Here is a 21751-nt window from a genome sequence, read left to right as displayed (position 1 = left end):
AGCAGAGGGGGCAGCAGGGCCGCCGGAGAAGAGAAGGTGACGATGGATGCCGAGAGCCAGGACCGCTTCCGGGAGTTCGTGGAGAGCAGATCAGCCGCCCTGCTGAGGACCGCCGTGCTGCTGTGCGGCGGCGACCGGCACGCCGCCGAGGACCAGCTGCAGACCGCCCTGGTGAAGGTCGCGGGCCGGTGGAGCAGGGTCGAGGACCCGGAGGCATACGTCCGGCAGGTCCTCTACCGCCAGCAGGTCAGCCGGTGGCGCCTGAAGTGGCCGCGCCGCGAGGTGGCCGTCGCCGAGCCGCCCGAGCGGGCCGGGGACGGCGGCGAGAGCGCCGCCGAGCTGCGCGTCGTGATGCGCGGCGCGCTCGCCCGGCTCACCCCGCGCCAGCGCTCCGTGCTCGTCCTCAGGTACTTCGAGGACCTGCCGGAGGCCGACGTCGCCCGGATCCTCGGGTGCTCCGTCGGCACCGTCCGCAGCACCACGCACCGCTCCCTCGCCCGGCTGCGCTCCCTAGCCCCCGAACTGGCCGCGCTCGGCCCGTCCTTCGACGAGGCCTCGCCGCCCCGTGACATCTCGCCTGTGGAGGTACGTCCGTGAACGTTGACCAGCTGGTGCGCGAGGCGCTCCAGGAACAGGCCGCCGAGCAGGGCGGACCGGGTGGGGACCTGGCGGGCCGGGTGCTCGCCACCAGGCGCCGTCGGCGCGCCCGGTCGATCGCGGGCGCCGCGCTCGGCACGGCCGCCGCCGTCGTCGTGGGCGTGACCGCCTTCGGCTCCGGGAACGAGGAGGCACCCCCGGCGAGCGCGTCCCGCACGGACGACGTGATCGCGCACCCCGGCCAGTCGGTGCCCCGGGACTTCGTCGCCGCCGGGAAGACCGGCCTGGCCGGATACTCCTCCAGCCGCGACGTCCCGCAGCGAAACGGCGACCAACTCCTCGTCCGCTCGTACTTCCTGCTGAACCCCACGACCATGAAGTACGAGAAGGCCGACGCGAAGTGGGCCTGGATCGCCGTCGCCCCCGGAATGCGGACCGCCGCCGTCCTGGAGGGCGAACTGCCCGCACGCCGCATCGGGATGCTCGACCTGCGGACGGGCAAGGTGACGCGCTGGATCACGCCGGGCCAACGCGTGGCGGCCGTGGAGTGGTCGCCGGACGGCAGACGTCTGGTGGCCACCGCGTACCGCAAGAACCCGGACCGGAAGGTCGCCGTGCCCGGCAACGGCTCCCTGAGCTGGCCGAAGCACCACGGCAGCCGCACCGGCTACGTCCTGATCGAGGCCGACTCCGGCAAGGTCGGGCCCTTCCGTGACGTGCCCCAGCCCGATCCGGACAAGGCGGGCATGTTCCCCGGCGTCTCGCGCCAGGACGTGCACTTCAACCACGACGGCACCCGGCTCTACGTCCAGCAGTACGCGCGTCAGGGCAAGAAGGCCTCCCGCGACTGGTACACCCTGAGCGGCAGGCCGACCTCCGCGCCCGCCGCCGAGAAGCACGCGGGCTGGCCGAAGGCCGGGCTCTCGCCGGACGGCAAGTACCTGGCCGACGACGGCAACGCCAAGGGCTCCGCGATCCGTGACCCGCGCACCGGCAAGCAGGTCGCGCGGGTGCCCGGTCAGGAGCAGCTCGCCTGGGCCGACGGCAAGCGTCTGATCGCCCTCGCCTGCGAGCCCGCCCGGTGCACCGGCAAGGACGCGGACCGCAACCGGCTCGTCCTCGTCACCGTCGGCAGCGAGAAGGTCGTGCCGCTCACCGCGGTCCGCACCGCGCCCAAGGGCTACGAGCGGGTCTGGACCCCGATGCTCACGGCCCGCTGAACCGCCCCCGCGGGCAGCGCGCCGCCGAGCGCCTCGTATGCCGCGAGCAGCCCGTCGACCGCGTTCCGGTCGGCGGGCAGCAGCGGTGCCCGCACCGGGCCCGCGGGCAGGCCGAGCGCGTCGAGCAGCGCCTTCGCGGTGACCGCGCCGGGCAGTCCGGAGGCCATCATCAGCTCGATCAGCTCGGTGAGCTGCCGCTGCAGGCGCGCCGCGCGGGCCGTGTCGCCCGCGTCGAACGCGTCCACGACCGCCCGCAGGCTGCGCGGCGCCACATTGGCGACCGTGCTGATGAAGCCCGCTCCGCCGAGCGCGTACAGCGGCAGTACGAACTCGTCGCAGCCCGTGTAGTACGCGAGGTCGGAGCCCGCCATCACCTTGGCGGAGCCGAGCATGTCGTACGCGCAGTCCTTCACCGCCACGATCCGCGGGTGCTCCGCGAGGCGCAGCATCGTGTCCGGTTCGACGCGGGTGCCGGTCCGGCCCGGGATGTCGTACACCACCACCGGCAGGCCCGACACGTCCGCGACCGCGCGGAAGTGCGCCTCGACCGCCTCCTGCGGCGGCTTGCTGTAGTAAGGCGTGACCACGAGCAGCCCGTCCGCGCCCGCCTTCTCGGCCTGCAGGGCCAGTTCGCCGGTGTGCGCCGTGTCGTTGCTGCCGACGCCCGCGACCAGCGTGGCCCGCGCGCCGATCGCCTCCCGGACGGCCCGCACGAGCGCGCCCTTCTCGGCGTCGGACGTCGTGGGGGACTCGCCCGTGGTGCCGGAGAGGACCAGGCCCTCGCAGCCGTCGGTGACAAGCCGGTCGGCGAGGACCTGGGCGCCGTCGAGGTCGAGGGCGCCGGACGCGGTGAAGGGCGTGACCATGGCGCACAGGGCGCGGCCGAAGGGGGCGTTCGCGGGCGGGGCCGCGGCGGGCGTGGAGGGTGTGGAGGGTGCCGTCATAGGGGCAGTGTCGGCCGACCCGTCGTGAAGCTCCACTTAATTCTGCTACGAGGTAATGCGCAGGTGTGCTACGAGGTTTGAGGTGTGTGCGCGGGGCCGGGTGCGCCCGTGTTTCGCCGCTGCCCACCGTCGGCCGGGGCGTGGGAGCATCCGTGGGGCGCGGTGTACAGGAGTGTGCCACGCGCCGCCGAGGCGTCGTTGACGGGCTCGGGCGGGCGCAGGACCCTCGGGCCATGACCACGCATCCGTACGAGCGTTACGTCGCCGTCGGAGACAGCCAGACCGAGGGGATCGGCGACGGCGACGAACGAAACGGCTACCGCGGCTGGGCCGACCGGCTCGCGGAGATCCTCGCCGTCGAGAGCCCCGACTTCGCGTACGCCAACCTGGCCGTGCGCGGCCGCCTGGCGGAGCAGGTCAGGGACGAGCAACTGGCCCCCGCCCTGGCGCTGAAACCGGACCTCGCGACCGTCGTCGCGGGCATGGGCGACCTGGTCCGGCCCGGCTACGACGCGGCCCGCACCGCCCGCGCCGTCGAGGAGATGTTCGCCGAACTCACCTCGGCGGGCGCCCGCGTGGTGACCGTGACCTTCCCCGACATCGGCCGCATCGCCCCGCTGGCCCGCCGGGCCCAGCCGCGCGTCATGGAGCTCAACGCCCGCATCCGCGCCGCCGCCGACCGGCACGGCGTCGCGGTCCTCGACCTGTTCCCGCAGCGGATCACCGCCGACCCGCGGCTGTGGAGCCGCGACCGCACCCACGCGAGCCCCGTCGGCCACGCCCGCATCGCCGCCGGTGTCGCCGACCTCCTCGGCCTCACCGGGCACGAGGACTGGGCGCGCCCGCTGCCGCCGCTCGCCCCGGTGTCGGCGCTCGGCGGCGCGGCCCAGGAGGTGCGCTGGCTCGTCGGGGCCGCCGGGCCCTGGGCGCGGCGGCGGGTGCGGCGGGTGCGGCCCGGAGGCACGGGCGGCGCGCACCGGGCGAAGCGGCCCGGGCTCGACGCGGTCACCCTGCCCGCACCCGAACGGGCTTGACCTGAACCTAACTTCACGTTGGAGCGTAGGGGTCGTACGCAGCGCACGAACACCGCGTACACACTGACTGACCTGCGCTTTCGCGGCCGTTTCTACGGCCTCGTGCGCCTACCGAACGTGGAGTTCACCATGACCCGCCGCGCCACCGCCCACCCCGACCCGACCCGCTCCGACATCGGACTCACCTTCTTCAGCACCTGGCACGTCGGCACCCCCGAGCGGCAGCGGGCTGCCGTGGCCGCCATCGCCCACGCCTGGGAGAGCCGCCCCTGGCCGCACGAGGGCCTGCTGGGCTACCACGTGTACGCCGGGGAGGACGGCGAGACCCTGATGCACCACTCGCAGTGGCGGGACGAGGAGTCCTACCAGGACTTCTTCGCGAACAGCCGGGACGCGCGCAACGACGAGATCGACGCGGCCGTGCCCGGCATCGAACGCCTCGGCCTGGTCAAGTCCCGGCTGTACCGCAGCGTGACGCCGGGCTCCGGCGACCCCGCGCCCGAGGCGTTCGTGACCGTGCACGTCGACTTCGAGGGACCCGACGCCGACCGGCAGCGGAAGTGGGTGGACACGGTCCTCGCCGCGATGGACACCGGCCCCGTCCCCGGCCTGGTCTCGGCGCACTTCCACCTGAGCACCGACGGCACCCAGATCGTCAACTACGCGGAGTGGGAGACCGCGGCGGCCCATCAGCGGGCGCTGGAGGGGCCGGGCGAGGGCATCGGCACGCTCTCGGAGGAGTGGCGCCGGGTGCGGGAGTTCCCGGGGATCGTGGAGGGGAGGGCGGTGCGGCGCTGGCGGCGGGAGTTCGGGGTCGTGCCCGGGTAGTTCATGCCCGGGGCTTTACCCGGAGGGCCGTCCGTGGGGTCATGGAGGCGTGAGCGGGACCGGGGCCCGGCGGCCGAGGCCGTCCCGCTCGATCCGAGGAGTCGCCATGGCCAAGGACAGCCGCAGGGGCAGCGGGAGCGGCAGGAGAGACACCGGCGGCAGGGGGGCAACCAGGGGAGCAGGCAGGGGCACGGGCTGGGGCAGGGGCACCGCCAGGGACGCCGCCGGTGACTCTGCCGGTGACGGTGGCGCCGACGGCAGCGGCGGCGTGCGGGAGTTCGAGATCGTCCGGGAGTTCGAGGTCGGCTCCCCGCCGCAGCAGGTGTGGGACGCCTTCACCACGGTCACCGGCACCGGCGGCTGGCTGTGGCCGGTGGAGTACGAGCCGCGGGTGGGCGGTGCCGCGCCGCACGGCGCCGTCGTCACGGCCTGGGACCCGCCGCGGCGGCTCACGGTCCGCTCCGAAGGACCGGCCGCGCTCTTCGCGGAGCGGAGCACCATCAACCTGGAGCACCTGATCGAGCCCTGCGACGGCGGCCGCCGTTCCTGGGTGCGGCACGCGCACAGCGGGATCTTCGTCCAGGACTGGGAGAACCAGTACGACGCGGCGAGCAAGCACACCGACTTCTACCTGCACACCCTGCGCGAGTACTTGACGTACTTCGCGGGCCGCCCGGTCACCTACACCCACCTCGACGCCCCCGCCGCCGCCACGGCCCGCGACGCCTTCACCCGGCTCGCCCTCGAACTCGGCCTGCCCGCCGACGCCTCGGAGGGCGCCCGCTTCCGGCTGAGCGCCGCCGGTGCCGACCTCGACGCCGTGCTCGACTTCCGCACGCCGTACTTCATCGGCCTGCGCACCGACGACGCCCTCTACCGCTTCTTCGGCCGCAACCACTTCGGCCGCCGCGTCGGCGTCACCGTCCACGACTTCGCGTCGCACGCGGACGCCAAGAGCGCGGAGCCCGCGTGGCGGGACTGGCTGACGCGGCTGTACGGCTGACGCGGGCTCCGGCTGTGGCTCTACGGCTGTGACTACGGCCGGAAGCGCACCACCTGCGGGTCGTGGTCGCTGTTCTGGTCCGCGAACTCGGCGTTCACATGCACGCTGTCGTAGTGGAACCGGCCCACGCCGGGGCTCACCAGGATCTGGTCGAGGACCTGGGAGTTGCCCTGGAAGACGTAGGAGTACCGCTCGGAGCGCGGCAGCGTCCTGACCCCGGCGCGCAGCGCGCCGCCCTTCTCCAGGGCCTTGGTCGTGGCGGAGAACTCGAAGTCGTTGATGTCGCCGACCACGAGCACGTCCGCGTCCCGCTGGGTGGCCCGGATCTCCCGGACGAAGGAGTTCACGGCCTCGGCCTGGCGCACCCGCTGCGTCTCCGAGGACCGCACCGGCGGCTGGTGGTGCGAGGTCAGCGACTCGTCGCCGCCCTTGGACGCGAAGTGGTTGGCGACCACGATCACCGGCTTGCCCCGGAAGGAGAACTCTCCGGCGAGCGGCTTGCGGCTGTTGGTCCACGCCGTGTCCGCCGGGGCGATCCGGCCGGGCGAGTGCGTGAGCGCGGCCCGCTTGCCGACGCGGACGACGCCCGTCGGGGTCGTCGCGTCACCGGCGGCGCGGTCGGTGAACGACACGCGCTCGGGGTTGAAGAGGAACACCTGCCGGATGTTGCCGCCCGGCTCGCCGCCGTCCTTGTTGTTCTCGGGGTCGATGGACCGCCACTCGTAGCGCGGCCCGCCCGCCGCGACGATCGCGTCCGTGAACTTCTTCAGGGTCCGCGCGGCGGACACCGTGCCGTCGTTCTTCGCGCCGTTGTCGTCCTGGATCTCCTCCAGGGCGACGATGTCGGGCGTGGCCAGGTTCGTGACCACACCGGCGGCGAGCGCGTCGAACTTCGACTGCGGGTCGCCCGGGTCGAGGTTCTCGACGTTGTACGTGGCCACGGCCAGCTCGCCCGTGCGCTGCGGCCGGGTCCTCTCCCGCTGCAGGCCCTTGCCGCCCTTGCCCTGCGGCACGACCTTGCCGAGCTCCCGGGCGGTCAGCGTGTACCCGCCGAACTGGTTGAAGTCCAGCGGCCCCTCGGTCGCGCCGGTCAGCGTGTCACCGACGTTCGCCTTCGGGAACGGCTGCTCGGAGACCGGCGCCAGCTGCTGGATCTGGAGCCTGCCGGTGTTCTGGGAGTCGTACGAGCCGTACAGCGCGCCCCCACGCCGGGTGGCGTTCTCGTGCGGCTTCACGGTCACCCAGAGCTCGTTGTACGGGTCGGTCGCGCCGACGACGCGCGAGGAGCCGACGCGTACGTTCATGCCCTCCAGGGACTCGTAGAGGTCCAGGGCGTACGAACGGGGCTTCAGGGGCAGCCCGTTGACGCTGTTGCCCGCGGCCGGGTCGCCCTTGGGGGCGTACGCGGCGGGCACGGACTTCGCGCCGACGGTCACCGGCGCGGGCAGGGCGTTGCCGGAGGACTCGACGGTCACCGTCGGCTTGGTGATCTGGGTCAGCGACTGGTTGCCGGAGGCGGCGCCGCCGGGCACGTACTCGGTGACGGTGCCGGAGACCCGGACCGCGTCGCCCGCCTTCACCGTCGGCGCCGAGGAGGTGTACACGAACACGCCCTCGCTGGTCGCGCGGTCGTCGTCCGGCTGCGCGTCCTGGATCCAGAAGCCCTTCGAGCCGTAGCCGCGCACGCCCGTGACGATGCCCGGTACGTCGCTGACCTGCTGCCCCGCCAGCGGTGAGAGCCGCGTCGTGCCCTGGATGTCGTGCACCCGCACCTGGTCGGCGGACGCGGTGGAGGCGGTGGCGACGAGCAGCCCGGCCGCGAGGGCGGTGGCGACGAGGGTGCTGACGGCGGCGGATCTCGGTATGTGGGGCATGGGGGCTCCGGAGTGAGGGTGGGGAAGGGGACGGTGCGCGGCCGGGGGAGTGGCGCTCTACGCGCGTCAATCTCTTGTGCGGGCGGGGGAGTTGTCAAGGTTCTTCGGGTGTGCGTGATCTGTACGTCTCCTGACGGGAGGAGGAAGCCGGGCGGAGTCGGGGCGAGGTGGGCGAAGCCGGGCGGTGGTGCGGGGCGACGGGCGGGAGCGGGGGCCGGTCCGGGCCAGTGCGTCCGACGGGCGGGCGGCAAACGGTCAAATCCGTCTAGGCTTCACGCAGCAGACCCGCACGCCCGCCAGACCGCACGCCCGCCAGGGCGGCAGACCGTACGCCCGCCAGGGCGGCAGACCCGCACGTTCGTCAGGAGAACCAGCCGATGTCCCAAAGCCCCGCCACCCTGCCGCCGGTGCTGCTGCACTCCGAAGCGGAGCTCGCGCGGGACGCGCTCGCCACGCCGCTGCTCGCCCGCGCCGTGCGGCTCGCCCGCTGGGCGGGACCGGACACGCGGGTGGGCGCGGGCGGCGAGCTCGTCGACGAGCAGCTGCCGGCCGCCGCGGCCGAGCTGGGGCTCGCCGGATCCGACGGGGCGGACGGGTCGGACGGGCCGGACGAGGGGGACGCGGCGGCGTACGCCAGCGAGGCGTGGCGGGTCGCCGTCGACACCGGCCTGGTGGAGATCCACGAGGCCCCCGAGGACACTGACGGCGCCGAGGCCGAGGCCGACGGGACCGTCACCGAGGGCGAGGAGCTCGGGCTGCTCACCTCCGGGGCGCCGCAGGACGTCCTCGGCATCTGGCTCGCCGCCCTGGAGACCGTGTTCGCCGACGCGACGGTCCCCGACCTGGAGGACCTCGTCGACGCCATCGAGGACGGCGGCGAGATCGACTTCGAGGCCCTCGGATGGGACCCGCAGGGCGAGGCCGACTTCCTGGAGGGCGTCCTCGGCAACCTGTACCTGCTGACCGTCGGCGAGGGTGCCGCGGACGGCGCGGTGCCGCTGCCCGCGCTCGCCGCGTCGATGATCGTGCCCGACGACATGGGGGAGCCCACCGACGACATCCTGGAGCAGGTGTCGGACGCGATGATGCGGCTCGACGACCAGTTCCGGATGCTGGAGCCGATCGGGCTCGTCGAGTACCAGCCCGTCGACGAGGCCCTGATGGCCGACATCGACAGCGAGGAGCCGATGCCGCCCGTCGACGACGAGGACGTCACGCGGTACGGCATGGTCAGGCTGACGCCGCTCGGGCTCTACGGCATCCGGGCCAGGATGCTGGAGGCCGGGCTCGACGCGCCCGCCGTCGGTGACCTCGCCGACAAGGGCGCCGACACGCTCCTCGACGGCACCGCCGGGTTCCCGCAGGGGGCCGCGCAGGCCGAGATCGAGCAGTGGCTGGCCCGGCGGGAATCGCTCGGCGCCGCACGGGAGTTGCTGTCCGCCGCGCGCGGCGGCGACGAGGGGGCGCCGCTGCGGCGGCTGCGGTGCCAGCAGGCGCTGTCCCTCGTGGGCGGCGAGGCCGAGCCCGCGCTGCGGGAGGTTCTCGACGACGCGGATCTCGGCGGGCTCGCCCGGGTGTGGCTCGCCGAGCACGGGGCCGCCGATGTGCCGCCGCCGTCCGAGGGCATGGTCTTCTGGCTCACCATCGACACGATCGCCGCGCAGCTCGCCGCCGAGGGCAACTCCGAGGAGCTTCAGGCTCTCGTCGAGGGGCTCGCCGCGCAGCACAGCGGGTTCTTCGCCGCGGCGTGGCGCGTGGAGCACCCCGCCACCGCGGACGTCCTCGAGGCGATGGGGCGCCTCCACCCCGACAAGAAGGTCGCGAAGGAGGCCCGCAAGGCCGCGTTCAAGGCCCGCTCGCAGCAGGCCTAGGCCGACGTCCCCTTCGGGTGGGACAGCCTCCCCCGAATCGGCGCTCCGCGCCTCGTCCTCAATCGCCGGACGGGCTTTCTCCCACCCGCCCGCCCGAGCTGTTCCGACTCGACAAGAGCCCGGCACTTCCAAGCCCGCCCGGAGGGCAGGAAGGGGCGGGCGGGTGGAGAAAAGCCCGTCCGGCGTTTGAGGACGAGGCCGAAGGCCGATTCGGGGGAGGCTGTCCCACCCGAAGCTGACACCGGCCCGGAGAGCCCGTCCGGCGACTGAGGACGAGCCGGGCCGGAGGCCGCGAAGTACGGCTCCCCGGCCCGGCCCGAGGGCTCAGCACTCGTAGCGCGTCGTGTGCTTGAACGACGATGTGGCGCCGTCGAAGCCGTACGTGCCTCGGTACGCGGGCGGGTTCTGGTACTCGCCGACGATGGTGATCGTGTTGGCGCAGGAACCCTGGCCGGCGCGCTTGGCGTCCAGGCGGATGGTCTCGCCGACGAAGCCGCCGGTGATGTCCCAGGGGGCGCCGCAGATGCCGGAGGTGATCTGGCCGCCGGTCACGACGTGCGGGTAGGTGTTGGGGTTGTACTTCACCTCGATGCCGAACGTGACCTGGCCGTTGTGGAGCGTGAGTTTGCAGGCGGTGGAGACGGCCTCCGTCGAGACGTCCATCTGCGTGGCGAAGGCCTCGTCACGCGTCTTGACCTCGGCCCCCTGCGGGTTGTGGAAACGGTGCTCCGCGCGGGCCTGGCCCTTCTGCTTGCGTGCCTGTGTGGTCATGGAACCCTCCCTCCGGGAAGTCGTGCGTCAGGCCAGCTGCTCGGCGATCTCGACCCGCAGCAGCGCGCGGACGTTCTCGATGTGGTTGACGACGGTGACGGTCGAGGAGCCCGCGAAGAGCAGACCGAGCGCCACGTTGTCGTGCGAGGTCACGAGGGAACCGGAGTCGCCGCCCGCGGAGATGTTCGTGGTGAGGATCTGGTCCTTGAAGCGGGCGGTGCCCGCCGTGCCGTAGTTGACGTCGACGGTGGCGTCCACGGAGATGATCCGGCCGAAGCTGATGTTCGTGGTGCGGCCGGACTTCTTGACGAGGTCGCCGACGGCGACGTTGGCCTTGCGCCGCCAGGCGCGCGGGGCCCCGCTGAAGTACTGCTCGCGGGTCGCGTCCTGGAAGTCCACGGTGCCGAGCGCCGCGTCGACGACGTTGTTGTGCCGCTCCAGCGGGATCTGCGGGGCGAACTGGATCGTGATGAAGCGGTCCAGGGTCGCGATCCGGTCGGCGGGGTCCTGGCCGCCGTCGAACACGCCGGGCTGCACGATCGCGCTGCCGAGCTGGGCCCGGTTGGAGTCGGCGAGGACGTGGTTGTTGGACAGGATGTAGAACTTCGCCGGGACGCCGAGTCCGGCGCCGGGCGGGTCCACGGACGCGCCGGGCAGGAAGTCGTACACCACGCTGCCGAGGGTGCCCGCGGTCACGCGGACGTTGCCGACGGAGAAGCCGGAGGGGCTCGGCCGCATCCGGCGCTTGAGGAGCTGCGGCTCGAACGTGCCGAGCCCGCTGAGCTCTTCGAGCCGGGGCTGGGACAGGCCGGCGAGCTGTTCGCTGACGGTGCCGTCGGGGTTGTACGTCAGCGAGGAGCGGTCCTCGCCGCGCAGGGACTGCCGCTGCTGGCGCTGCGCGGCCACATGGCCGACGGCCAGGATGTCCGTGGGGGTGCCGTCGTCCATCTGACGTGGAATCACATCCCGTTCGGGGAGCAGTGATTCGGGCACCTTCTGGGTGACGAACACGAGCACGGCGGGCTCGCCGGTGGGCTGTCCGTCGATCCACTTCACGCCGTGACCGAAGCCGACCACGTTCGCGAGCGGCTCTTCGCGACGCATGAAGTCGGTCATCGCCTGCTGGCGGGCGCTGTCGCTGAGCGTGCCGCCGGTGGGTCCTCGCATCAATTCGGGCTGGCTCACGCCAGACCACCTCTTCCCCTGGTGGTGAAGTCCCGGGTCCCGGTGGACGTCTCAGGCGTCGCCCTGCGCGCCGACGTCGCCGATGGCCAGCACGCGCACGGGCACGCCGTCGAGTACGTCCGGAACCACGTCTTCGTCCCGGAGCCGGTCACGGGGCACCCGGTGCGTGACGAAGACGACGATCACGTCCGCGCCCGAGTGTTCGTCCCTGCCCGTGCCTACTCCGGTGACATTGGCCAGCCTCATCAGCCGGCCCTCATGGAGGCTGCGGGCCTGGTGTGCGTCCACTCCGGCTCGCCTCCCCGCGTGGGTGATGCGGTTCCGCAGGTGTACCTGCGGGATGCGGTACCTGGGTGTCTATTGCCGTGGCTACCGGCGGTCAAGGCGTTCTGCGCGAAATCTTGTCTTTACGGACGGTCCATGCCTGTTGACCTTGTTTATAAAGACTCTTCCAGGAATACGAAGTCTCTTCCGACCAGTAACGCGCACGCAGCGTACGCCGCTTCACGTAGCCCGGAGCGGGTTCAGGTGCGCAGGTGGGACGCGCCGTTGAGATCCAGGACCGCGCCGGAGGCCCACTCGGCCATCGGAGAGGCCAGCCACACCACCGCCGCCGCGATCTCCTCGGCCGTGCCCGCCCGCCCGAACGGGCTCTGCGCCCGGATCGCCTCGCCCTCCGCCCCGCTCAGCCGGTGCGCGACCCGCTCCGTCGCGAAGAACCCGGGCGCCACCGACGCCACCGCGATCCCGTGCGGCGCGAGCGCCACCGCGAGCGACTGGCCGAGCGCGTGCACGGCCGCCTTCGTCGCCCCGTACGCCGGGTGGTCCGGCTCGCCCCGGAAGGCGCCGCGCGAGCCGATGTTGACGATGCGGCCGCCGGTGCCCTGGCCGATCATGCGGTGCGCCGCGAGATGGCTGAGGTTCGCGGTGGCGAGCAGGTTGACCGAGACGTGCCGCTGCCACAGCGCGGACCAGTCCTCGTACGAGGTGGTGGCGGGCGGGTGCGGCAGGTTCACGGCCGCGTTGTTCACCAGTACGTCGACGCCGCCGCCGAGCGCCTCGGCCGCGCGGTCCGCGACGTCCTTGGCCCCGGCCGGGTCCGACAGGTCGCCGCCCACCAGGGCGTGTCCGGACCCCGGCAGCGAGTCGAGCGTGGCCCGCGCCTCCTCCTCGCGCGAGCCGAAGTGCACCGCGACCCGGTCGCCGTTGTCCGCGAACGCCCGCGCCAGGGCGCGGCCGAGCCCCCGGGAGGCGCCGCTGATCAGGACGCGGCGGCCGGTGGCGGGAAAGGGGGGAAAGGAAGGAACGGCAGGAACGGCAGGAACGGCGGGAACGGCGGGAACGGCGGCGTGCCTGCTCGCGTCGTCGGCCGTGTGCGCGTCACTCATGGGAGCCTCCTGGCGGAATGTGAGCATCCGGAAAACGACCGCCGAAGTCGGCCTTCGTTCAACCGCCGTTTATACGTGAGCGGGAATCTGTCGCCGACAGCAGGCCCGGTCGCACGCGCCCCCAGGAGAAATCATGCCGTCGCTCACCCGCAGGGACTTCGCCAGACGATCAGCGGTCACCGGGGCGGGCGTCGCCCTGGCCGGCAGCGTCGGCGCGCTCGCCACCGCGCCCGGCGCGCTCGCCGCGGAGGACCCGGAGGTGGCCGGGGCCGACGGGCCCGACGGCCACGACGCGTACGGCCACGGCGCACCGGGCTACGGCCCGCTCCTGCCCGACCCGAAGGGCCTGCTCGCCCTCCCCGCCGGATTCTCGTACCGCGTCATCACGTACAGCGGCAGGACGAAGCTGGACACCGGCGAGTTCACGCCCTCGAACCACGACGGCACCGCCGCCTTCGAAGGCCCGCGCGGCGTCACCCTGCTCGTCAACAACCACGAACTGGGCGGCCCCCGCACCCGCGTCAAGCACCCGGTGCCCCTCACCGACGGCCTCGTCTACGACCCGGCGGCGGCCGGCGGCTGCACGGTCGTCGAGGTCCGGCGCGGCGGCGAGGTCGGCGAGTGGGTCGGCGTCGCGGGCACCGCCACCAACTGCGCGGGCGGCTCCACCCCTTGGGGCACCTGGCTCACCTGCGAGGAGACCGAGGACAAGGCCGGCCAGAACGGCATGACCAAGGACCACGGCTACGTCTTCGAGGTCGACCCCTACGACCGGCGCGCCAACCGCGACCCCAAGCCCCTCAAGGCCCTCGGCCGCTACGCCCACGAAGCGGTCGTCGTCGACCCCAAGCGCGGCCACCTCTACCTCACCGAGGACGCCGCGGGCCCCAACGGCCTGCTCTACCGCTGGACCCCGCCGCACGGTTTCCGGCACGGCCGCGGCAAGCTGCGCACCCTGGCCGACGACGCCGGCGTCCTGAAGGCCCTCAAGTGCTACGACTCCGGCGGCCGCTTCGTCGACGACCTCGCGCGCGCCACCCGGATCGGCACGGTGTACGGCGTGGACTGGGTGGAGGTGGAGGACCGCGACGCGCGCACCGTGCCGGTCCGCAAGCAGTTCGACACCGGAGCCGTCACCCGCGCCCGCAAGCTCGAAGGCATGTGGTGGGGCGACGGCGGCACGTACATCGTCTCCTCGTACGCCCGTGCCGAGAGCCCCGAACAGCACGACGGGCAGGTGTGGTTCTACCACCCGGGCCGCCGCACCCTGACCCTGAAGGTGCTCCTCGGCGTGAATCCCGACCCGGGCAAGGACGGCGCGTACGACGGTCCCGACAACATCACCGTCTCGCCCTACGGCGGCATCGTCATCGCCGAGGACGGCGACGGCGTCCAGCACCTGTTCGGCGCGACGGAGCGCGGGCGGACGTACCCCATCGCCCGCAACGAACTGAACGCGGGCACCCCCGAGAAGCCGTCCTACAGCGAGTTCGCGGGCGTCACCTTCTCGCCCGACGGCCGGACGCTGTACGCCAACATCCAGACGCCGGGCATCATGCTGGCGATCAAGGGGCCGTGGCGCCGCCAGCGCCCGTGACCGGCGCCGCGCCCGCCCCGGCTACCGTGCGGGCGCGGCGACGGCCCGCACGGACGTCCCGTCCACGATCGCGTACCACCCGTCGGCGTCGGCCGTGAGCGCGGTGGCCGTGCCGTCCAGGCGCCACCGCGCCCGCCGCTCGCCGTCGCGCAGGCCGAGGGCGCGGACCTCGCGGCCCGCCGTGACGTAGACGGTGTCGCCGCCGATGGCGGGCGGGCGCTGGCCGGTGGCCTCGAACGACGCGGTCCACAGCGGCTTTTGGCCGTCGCGCACGTCGACGGCCGCGAGGGTGTTCGTGTCCGTCCAGTGCACCAGGACGCCGTCGGCGGTCACCGGGCCGCGCGCGCCGCCCGCCCGGCGCGGCCAGCTCGCGTCGAGGCCCGCCGACGCGTGGCTCCACAATTGCCCGCCGTCGCGGGGGTCGAAGCCGACGATCCTGCCGCCGCCGAGCACCAGGCCGACCCCGGCGGCCTGCCCCACGGCCGTCGTGCCCCGCCCCGCCGCCAGGCGAAGGCGCCGCCGCGCCAGCCGCCCGCCGTCCCCCACGTCGACGAGATGCAGGTCGGACTCCTCCGTGAGCAGCGCGAAGCGCGGGCCGCGCGCGCCCTTCCGGGGGAGCGTCACGGGGGCGGCAACCGCCCGGTCGTCGCCGGTGAGGTGCCGGTACGTCCAGCGTGCCGCGCCCGTGCGCGCGTCCACGCAGGACGCGCCCTCCACCAACTCCGAGGGCTCCGGCGCGAGCAGCAGCGACGCCCCGGAGACGGCAGGGGCCAGCCACGCGGGCACGTCCTTGCGGACGCCGGGCGCGGTACCGCCCGACAGGGTGCGCAGCCGCAGCTCGGGGTCGTTCGACGAGCCGGTCACGTGCAGCGTCACCAGGCGCCCGCCCGCGACCGCGAACCACCGGGTGGTCCCCGGCGACGGCCAGGCATCCCGCACCGGCCACGGCTTTCCCGTACGTACGTCGACGGCCTCCGCGAGGACGTCCGGCGCGATCAGGAGCCCGTCGGCCACGCCCCACAGCGCGGCCCCGGACCGCGTGCCGCCGTCCCGTCGCCACCGCTCGGTGCCGTCGGCGGCACGCACGGCGTGGACGGTGCCGTCGCCGAGTGTGGTGCCGCGTTTCGGTCCGCGCACCAGCACGGTGTCGCCCGCGAGCAGCAGCGCGTCCAGGCTGGCGCCGCCGACCGCGTCGTCCAGGGCCAGCGTCCACCGCGTGGCCCCGGGGGCGCGCTTTCCCTTCCGCAGGCTGAGGGCGCTCTCCGCCGCCGCGTCCTTCGGACGGGAGTCGGACGGCGCGTTGCTGATGGCCCACCCCATCAGCGCGACGAGCCCGCCACCCGCAGCGGTGAGGGCGGAGCGGCGGGCGAGGGTGCGGCCGCGGTTGGCGCGGTCGGAACGGTCGGCACGGTCGGGGGCGGTGAGGTGGGCGGAGGGTTCGGGGGACCGCTCCGCCCTGAGGGTGGCCGCCGTCCCGAAGACGGCCCCGCCTTCGTGACCTGCCGCCTTTGCTTCTTCCTCTGCTCCCTCTGATCTCTCTGTTCCCTCTGCTCCCGCCGTGCCTGCCGCCCCCGCCGCCTCCTCCGGCACCGCGTCGGCGATGCGGGACCGCAAGGGCTCATCGCGCCACCACAGCGGGCTTTCGGGTTCGGCGGTCCGGCGCAGGACGTCCCCGACCGAGGGGCGCTCGGCCGGATCCCGCCGAAGACAGGACGCGACGAGTGCGCGCAGCCCCGCCGTCTCCGGGACGTCCCCGAGATCGGGCTCCTCGTGGGCCGCGCGGTACAGGAGGACGGCGACGGGGCCCGTGCCGAACGGCCCCGAGCCGGTCGCCGCGAAGACGAGGACCGCGCCGAGGGCGAACACGTCGGTGGCCGGTCCCGTCGGGTCGCCGAGGATCTGCTCGGGCGCCATGTAGCCGGGCGTGCCGAGCATCGAGCCCGTCGCGGTCAACGGCCCGTTCCTCGCGTACTCGCCCGTGGCCCGGGCGATGCCGAAGTCGATGACACGGGGGCCGTCCGCGGTGACCAGGACGTTGGACGGCTTCAGGTCGCGGTGCACGATGCCCGCGGCGTGGATGCCGGTCAGGGCCTCGGCGAGGGCGGCGGCGAGCGCCTGGGCGACCTCACCGCGCAGCGGGCCGCCGACGGCGACGGCCTGGCGCAGGGTGAGCCCCGGCAGGTAGGCGGTGGCGAGCCACGGCTGGTCGGCATCCGGGTCGGCGTCCACCACGGCGGCGGTATGGGCACCGGTGACGGCCCGCGCGGCGGTCGCCTCCCTCCGGAAGCGCTCCCTGAACTTCGCGTCGGCGGCGAGGTGTTCGTGCACGGTCTTCACGGCGAGCAGCCGCCCGCCCGGACTCCGGGCGAGATAGACCTGCCCCATCCCACCCGCGCCGAGCCGGGCCAACAGCCGGTGTCCGCCCAGGGTTTCGGGGTCCTCGGAGAGGAGTGGTGAGGTCATGCGCGGGCGCAGGGGGCTACGGGGTCAGCAGGGCTGATAGGGACGGCAGGACGGACAGGGACGGCAGGGCCGAGGGGGGAGGCAACCCTGGGAGGGGCGGCGGCGCCGAGGCGCCTGGAGGCGGTCGTCATGATCGCTCCGGGGGTGCCATCGCCACGACCGTCCCGTCCGCGTACAGGTGGATCACGTCCGTCGCCGCGGCGGCCGCCTTCACCGTCGTGAGGCCCTCGGACCGTGCCGCCCAGGCCGTGCGGCCGGTGCGGACGTCCAGGGCGTGCAGACCCCAGCCGGGATCGCCGGTCGTGCCCGGCTCGGGCCCCACGACGTACACATGGCCGTCCGCCGTCAGCAACGAGCCGTCGGCGGCGGTGAGTTCCTCGACGTCCGTACGGGTCCACCGCGGCTTGCCGCCAGACGTGACCGCGTACCCGCTGAGGCCCTCGGACGTCGCGGCGAGCAGCATGCCGCGCGTCGGCACGGGTGTGACGGCCGTCGGCGAGTCCAGGCGGCGGGTCCAGCGGACGCGGCCCGTGGTGAGGTCGACGGCCCGGATCGCGGTGCGGCTCGCGTAGCACGCCACGCCCTTCGCGCCGGGGTGGGCGCGCGGGTGCCGGGCCCCGTCGCGCACCGTCCGTTCCACCTTGCCGTCCGCCGCGCGCAGGACGACCAGCGGGTCCCGCCGCGCGTAGTCGTCCGTGCCCGGCAGGCCGGGGTTCGCGGACACGGCCACGGCGATGCGTCCGCCCGCCTCCTCGACGCCGATCACCCCGGCGGCGGTGCCCTCGTGGAACCACAGGGCCTCGTATGTCCGCGCGTCGAACCCGTACGCCCGCCAGCGCCGCCCCCAGGAGCTGCGCCGCGCCCACATGGTGTCGTACGGGGCGTACGTCAGGAAGCACAGCACGTCCCCGGCCAGCACGAACGCCCCCTGGTTGCCCTCCAGGGCGCTGCTGCCGGAGTCGAAGGAGGGCAGGCCCTCGGCGCGGCGCTTCGGATTGAGGCGCGGGAACGGGGACGTCCACACCTTGCGGCCGGTGGTGGCGGTCAGTGCGTGCATCTCTGGTTCGAAGAGGTCGTCGCGGAGGACGTAGACCGTGTCGCGGTGGCGGTCCACGTTCTGCAACCGCTCCGCGGAGTACACCCAGCGCTCGGTGTTGGAGCGGGCTTCGAGGCAGGTCAGGGAGTCGGCGGCGAGCAGGTAGAGGTCGTCGTCCCGGCGCACCAGACCGTCGGGCCGGAGCTCGCCCACGTCCCTGCTCCACAGGACCCGCCCCTTGGCCGTCGCGTCCGACGGCCCCTTCGGCGAGCCCCCGTCCTCGCCGTCCGTGTCCCCGTCCCCGCCCTGGAGCGCGATGGCCACACCGGTGACGCCCGCCGCGGTGGCGAGGGCGGCGCCGCCCCAGAGGAGGAGGCTGCGGCGGGAGGGGGGTCGGTCGGTGGGGGGAGACGCGTCGGTGGGGGGAGACGCGTCGGTGGGGGTGGATTTGCGGGTGGGGGGTGAGGGGTTGGTGGGGTGAGGGTTGGGCGCTATTGGTGCCGGTGTCGGCGTAGAGGTCGGCGTCGACCTGGTGGGCTGCGGGGCGCTGAGCTGACCGTCGGGCGACGACCGGACCTCGGACTGCGGGGTGGCGGACGCAGGAGCCTTGAGTGCCGGAGCCTCGGGTGCCGCAGTCCCGAGTGCCGCGGCTCCGAGTGCCGCGGCTCCGAGTGCCGCGGCTCCGAGTTCCGGCGCCCCGGGCTCCGCAGCCTCCGAAACACCCCCCGCGCCCGCCCCCGCGCCCAAGCGCCTCTCCCCACCCCCCAACAACCGCACCACATCATCCTCATGACGCCGTATCAGCCCGGCGGCAGCGCCCCGCTCCCACCACGGCGCCCCCTCCACCCTCGCCGCGCACCAGGTCAGGACCTGCTCGACCGTGGGGCGGGCGGCCGGGTCGCGGGTGAGGCAGTGGGCCAGGAAGGCGTGCAGGGCGGGGTCGGGGACGCCGTCGAGGTCCGGGTCCTCGTGGAGGGTGCGGTACAGGACGCGGGCGGCGCCGTCCGTGCCGAAAGGGGCGCGGCCCGTGACCGCGAGGGCGAGGAGGGCGCCGAGGGCGAACACGTCGGCGGGCGGCCCGGGGCGGGCGTGGTCGGCGCCGCGGGCGAGCTGTTCCGGGGCGATGAAGCCGGGGGATCCGATGGCCTCGTCGGTGGCGGTGAGGCTGTCGTCGGCGGCGGCCTTGGCGATGCCGAAGTCGAGGACTTTGGGGCCGTCGCGGGTGACGACGACGTTGGACGGCTTGAGGTCGCGGTGGACGAGGCCCACCGCGTGCACGGCGGCGAGGGCCTCCGCGAGGGAGGCGCCGAGCGCGGCGAGGTCGGCGGTGGAGAGGGGGCCGTGCGCGGACACGGAGTCCGTGAGGACGGGGCCCGCGCAGAACTCGGTGGCGAGCCACGGCTGTTCGGCGTCCGGGTCGGCGTCGAGGACGGCGGCGGTGTAGGGGCCGGTGACGGCGCGGGCGGCGGCCGTCTCGCGCCGGAAGCGCTCGCGGAACTCCGATTCGGCGGCGAGGTGCGGGTGCACGGTCTTCACGGCGACCGGGCGCCCGGACGCGGCGCGCGCCAGGTGCACCTGCCCCATGCCGCCCGCCCCGAGCCGGGCCACGAGCCGATACCCACCCACCTCGACGGCCGCCCCACGCCTGGCCCCAGCCATGCCCCGCGTACCCCCTCGTCCCACCGTCCCGCCCGCCCCCGCACCCGGCCGAACTGTGCGACGCCTGGGGGGCATCGTACGGTTGCGCCCCCCGATGGGCCGCCGCCTCGCCCCCCGACGAGTCACCCCACCCGCAGGGTCCGCCCCGCTCTCACAGGTCCCCCCGCCCGTCGACGACGGCCAGGGTCCAGCGGGCGCCGTCCTCGGCGCTGACGGCCAACCGCTGCCGGCCGGGGGCGGTGTGGACTTGGCCGACGGTGAGGGGGCTGTCGCAGCGGACGGTCGTCGGCGCGACGGTCGTTGAGGCGTTCTTCCCGGACGAGCCCTTCCTCGACGAGCCCTTCACCGACGTGTCCTTCGCGCCGTCCCGGGTGGCGATCTTCACCGACTTGGCTCCCGTGCACGTGACGTGCACCGTGTAGGCGTCCTTGCTGGGCGTGAAGTCCGGCAGCGGCGCGGCTCCGGCACCGGTGCGCACCTTGACGAGGAAGCGGGGGTGCGCGGGCAGCGCCAGTGCCTTGGCGGCGTCGCTCCTGGCCGCCTCCTCCTCGTTGCCGCGGTCCGCCGACGCGGCGCCGGAGGGCCGTCGCGGCGCGTCACCCGCGTCGGCACGGGAGGCGTCGCCATCCGACGTGCACCCTGCGGTGAGCAGCAGAGCGAGCAGGGCGGCGGCGCGGACGTGGGCGGGGCGGTACATGGGCGGTGGCTCTCCTGCACGTAGTCGTTGAACGCGATTCAACCCGGTCCAGCGCGGCTCGTCGATCGCCCCCCACGCCGATCGATCGCCTAACTCGCGCCCGCGCCCGCGCGTCGGCTCCGCCCCACAACGGCCCCCGCAGCATCTCGTGCTGCGGGGGCCGCTGTTCGGTGTCGGAGAGGGGCCGGGGGAGAGCCGGTCGGGGCGGGGCGTCCGTTACAGGGCCTGGGCTGCCGGCTTCACCATGCCGCGTACCGTGCGGGACTTCACGAAGTCGCCCATCGCCGTCATGTCCCACTCGCCCGTGAACTGGCGGATGAGCTTGGCCATCATCACGCCCGTCTGTGCCTCGGCGTTCGTCAGGTCGAAGCGGACCAGCTCCTCGCCCGTGGCGCCGTCGATGAGGCGGCAGTAGGCCTTCGCGACCTCGGTGAACTTCTGGCCGGAGAAGGAGTTGACCGTGAAGACCAGGCCGGTGACCTCCTGCGGGAGGGCGCCGAGGTCGACCACGATCACCTCGTCGTCACCGCCGCCCTCGCCCGTCAGGTTGTCGCCGGAGTGCTTGACGGCGCCCTTGAGGATCTTCAGCTTGCCGAAGTAGCAGCTGTCGATGTGGTTGCGCTGCGGGCCGTACGCGATGACCGACGCGTCCAGGTCGATGTCCTTGCCGCGGAACGCGGGCTCCCAGCCGAGGCCCATCTTGACCTGGGAGAGCAGCGGGCGGCCGCCCTTGACCAGGGACACCGTCTGGTTCTTCTGGAGGCTCACCCGGCCCTTGTCCAGGTTGATCTTCCCGGCGCCGGGGGCGGGGGCCGCCGGGGCGGCAGGCGCGGGCGGGGCCGGGGGCTGCTGGGCGAGGCGCGGGTCCGCGGCCGGGGGCGGCGGCATCTGCACCGGGGGGCCGGACGGCGGGGCCATGGGGGCGGCGGGCTGCGCGGGGGCCGGGGCCGGGGCGGGCTCCTCCACCGTCACGCCGAAGTCCGTCGCGATGCCCGCCAGGCCGTTGGAGTAGCCCTGGCCGACCGCTCGGGCCTTCCAGGCGCCGTTGCGCAGATAGACCTCGACGATCACGAGGGCCGTCTCCGCGCCGAGCTGGGGCGGGGTGAACGTCGCCAGGACCGAGCCGTCGTCCGCGTTGCGAATGGTGGCCGTGGGCTCGACGCCCTGGAAGGACTGGCCCGCCGCGTCCGGGCTGGCCGTCACGACGATCTTCTCGATGCCCGGGGGGACGGCCGTCGTGTCGACCGTGATCGCGTCGGGGGACGTGCCGCCGCCCGAGCGGTACGTCACGCCCGGGCCCGCGGGCTGGTTGTAGAAGATGAAGTCGTCGTCGGAGCGCACCTTGCCGTCGGCGGTGAGCAGCAGGCCCGATACGTCAAGACGCACGGGGGCGGAGACGTCCACCGTCACGCGGGCCGCGGTCAGGGGGATGTTCGAGCCAGGGGTCATAGCTGTCATGCCTGGGGTAACGAGCGGGGGGACTTTGCCGTTCCCTTACTCGGGGAGATTTTCGGCGGCGGGCGGGTGGTCCCTGCCGGGGGTTCCTTGCCGGGGGCTCCCCCATCCCGCCCCTTCCCGGAACCG

Annotated in this window: 17 protein-coding genes; 7 read left to right on the top strand and 10 right to left on the bottom strand. The window is 73.9% G+C overall.

Going from position 1 to position 21751, the window contains the following annotated elements:
* Positions 1-42 precede the first annotated feature (42 nt).
* Together ACFVHO_RS06730 and ACFVHO_RS06725 are read left to right on the top strand one after the other, a co-directional pair.
* Positions 43-597, top strand: coding sequence for a SigE family RNA polymerase sigma factor (locus ACFVHO_RS06730; RefSeq protein ID WP_385711200.1), 555 nt, complete (start codon positions 43-45; stop codon positions 595-597).
* Entirely contained in the window at positions 594-1817 is a 1224-nt protein-coding gene (locus ACFVHO_RS06725) for a WD40 repeat domain-containing protein (RefSeq protein WP_385710940.1), read from the top strand. The genes ACFVHO_RS06730 and ACFVHO_RS06725 overlap by 4 nt, the downstream gene beginning before the upstream one ends.
* On the opposite strand, the gene dapA is transcribed toward ACFVHO_RS06725, so the two are convergent.
* The gene (dapA, locus tag ACFVHO_RS06720) at positions 1778-2761 is read right to left on the bottom strand and encodes a 4-hydroxy-tetrahydrodipicolinate synthase (protein WP_385710938.1); all 984 of its coding nucleotides are present in this window, start codon (positions 2759-2761) and stop codon (positions 1778-1780) included. The genes ACFVHO_RS06725 and dapA overlap by 40 nt on opposite strands.
* Before the next feature lie 233 nt (positions 2762-2994).
* Between dapA and ACFVHO_RS06715 the strand changes: the two genes are divergently transcribed.
* The 3 genes from ACFVHO_RS06715 (at position 2995) to ACFVHO_RS06705 (ending at position 5626) form a co-directional block, all read left to right on the top strand.
* Entirely contained in the window at positions 2995-3795 is an 801-nt protein-coding gene (locus ACFVHO_RS06715) for an SGNH/GDSL hydrolase family protein (protein ID WP_385710937.1), read from the top strand.
* 129 nt (positions 3796-3924) lie between these two features.
* Positions 3925-4623 (top strand): antibiotic biosynthesis monooxygenase, encoded by a 699-nt coding sequence (locus tag ACFVHO_RS06710; protein WP_385710935.1) that lies wholly within the window; start codon positions 3925-3927, stop codon positions 4621-4623.
* A 106-nt stretch (positions 4624-4729) separates the two neighbouring features.
* Positions 4730-5626 carry an SRPBCC domain-containing protein gene (locus tag ACFVHO_RS06705; RefSeq protein ID WP_385710934.1) on the top strand — a complete coding sequence of 299 codons (897 nt, stop codon included), beginning with the start codon at positions 4730-4732 and terminating at the stop codon, positions 5624-5626.
* A 32-nt stretch (positions 5627-5658) separates the two neighbouring features.
* Here the strand turns inward: ACFVHO_RS06705 and ACFVHO_RS06700 are convergent, their stop codons facing one another.
* Positions 5659-7500 carry an endonuclease/exonuclease/phosphatase family protein gene (locus tag ACFVHO_RS06700; RefSeq protein WP_385710932.1) on the bottom strand — a complete coding sequence of 614 codons (1842 nt, stop codon included), beginning with the start codon at positions 7498-7500 and terminating at the stop codon, positions 5659-5661.
* 377 nt (positions 7501-7877) lie between these two features.
* Between ACFVHO_RS06700 and ACFVHO_RS06695 the strand changes: the two genes are divergently transcribed.
* Complete coding sequence (locus ACFVHO_RS06695; protein ID WP_385710930.1) at positions 7878-9371, top strand: hypothetical protein; 1494 nt, start codon at positions 7878-7880, stop codon at positions 9369-9371.
* 324 nt (positions 9372-9695) lie between these two features.
* On the opposite strand, the gene ACFVHO_RS06690 is transcribed toward ACFVHO_RS06695, so the two are convergent.
* The 4 genes from ACFVHO_RS06690 to ACFVHO_RS06675 all read right to left on the bottom strand — a co-directional run bounded on the left by ACFVHO_RS06690 (position 9696) and on the right by ACFVHO_RS06675 (position 12715).
* Complete coding sequence (locus tag ACFVHO_RS06690) at positions 9696-10142, bottom strand: hypothetical protein (protein WP_385710928.1); 447 nt, start codon at positions 10140-10142, stop codon at positions 9696-9698.
* A gap of 27 nt (positions 10143-10169) precedes the next feature.
* Complete coding sequence (locus ACFVHO_RS06685; protein WP_385710927.1) at positions 10170-11327, bottom strand: hypothetical protein; 1158 nt, start codon at positions 11325-11327, stop codon at positions 10170-10172.
* A 51-nt stretch (positions 11328-11378) separates the two neighbouring features.
* Positions 11379-11573: a hypothetical protein gene (locus ACFVHO_RS06680; RefSeq protein WP_051811011.1), complete on the bottom strand. Its 195-nt coding sequence runs from the start codon at positions 11571-11573 to the stop codon at positions 11379-11381.
* A 278-nt stretch (positions 11574-11851) separates the two neighbouring features.
* Positions 11852-12715, bottom strand: a complete 864-nt coding sequence (locus ACFVHO_RS06675) for an SDR family NAD(P)-dependent oxidoreductase (protein WP_385710925.1) — start codon at positions 12713-12715, stop codon at positions 11852-11854.
* A gap of 133 nt (positions 12716-12848) precedes the next feature.
* On the opposite strand from ACFVHO_RS06675, the gene ACFVHO_RS06670 reads away from it, so the two are divergent.
* On the top strand, positions 12849-14312 hold the full coding sequence (locus tag ACFVHO_RS06670) for an alkaline phosphatase PhoX (protein ID WP_385710923.1): 1464 nt from the start codon (positions 12849-12851) through the stop codon (positions 14310-14312).
* A 21-nt stretch (positions 14313-14333) separates the two neighbouring features.
* Here ACFVHO_RS06670 and ACFVHO_RS06665 read toward each other — a convergent pair whose 3' ends face one another.
* The 4 genes from ACFVHO_RS06665 to ACFVHO_RS06650 form a co-directional block, all read right to left on the bottom strand.
* Positions 14334-16775 (bottom strand): protein kinase, encoded by a 2442-nt coding sequence (locus ACFVHO_RS06665; protein ID WP_385710921.1) that lies wholly within the window; start codon positions 16773-16775, stop codon positions 14334-14336.
* A gap of 127 nt (positions 16776-16902) precedes the next feature.
* Positions 16903-19470, bottom strand: coding sequence for a protein kinase (locus ACFVHO_RS06660; protein WP_385710919.1), 2568 nt, complete (start codon positions 19468-19470; stop codon positions 16903-16905).
* 151 nt (positions 19471-19621) lie between these two features.
* The gene (locus ACFVHO_RS06655; protein WP_385710918.1) at positions 19622-20167 is read right to left on the bottom strand and encodes a hypothetical protein; all 546 of its coding nucleotides are present in this window, start codon (positions 20165-20167) and stop codon (positions 19622-19624) included.
* 216 nt (positions 20168-20383) lie between these two features.
* On the bottom strand, positions 20384-21616 hold the full coding sequence (locus ACFVHO_RS06650; protein ID WP_385711198.1) for a TerD family protein: 1233 nt from the start codon (positions 21614-21616) through the stop codon (positions 20384-20386).
* Positions 21617-21751 lie beyond the last annotated feature (135 nt).

The sequence above is a fragment of the Streptomyces sp. NPDC127108 genome (assembly GCF_042677545.1).
GTDB lineage: Bacteria > Actinomycetota > Actinomycetes > Streptomycetales > Streptomycetaceae > Streptomyces.
This window is presented reverse-complemented; position numbering and strand designations above follow the sequence as displayed.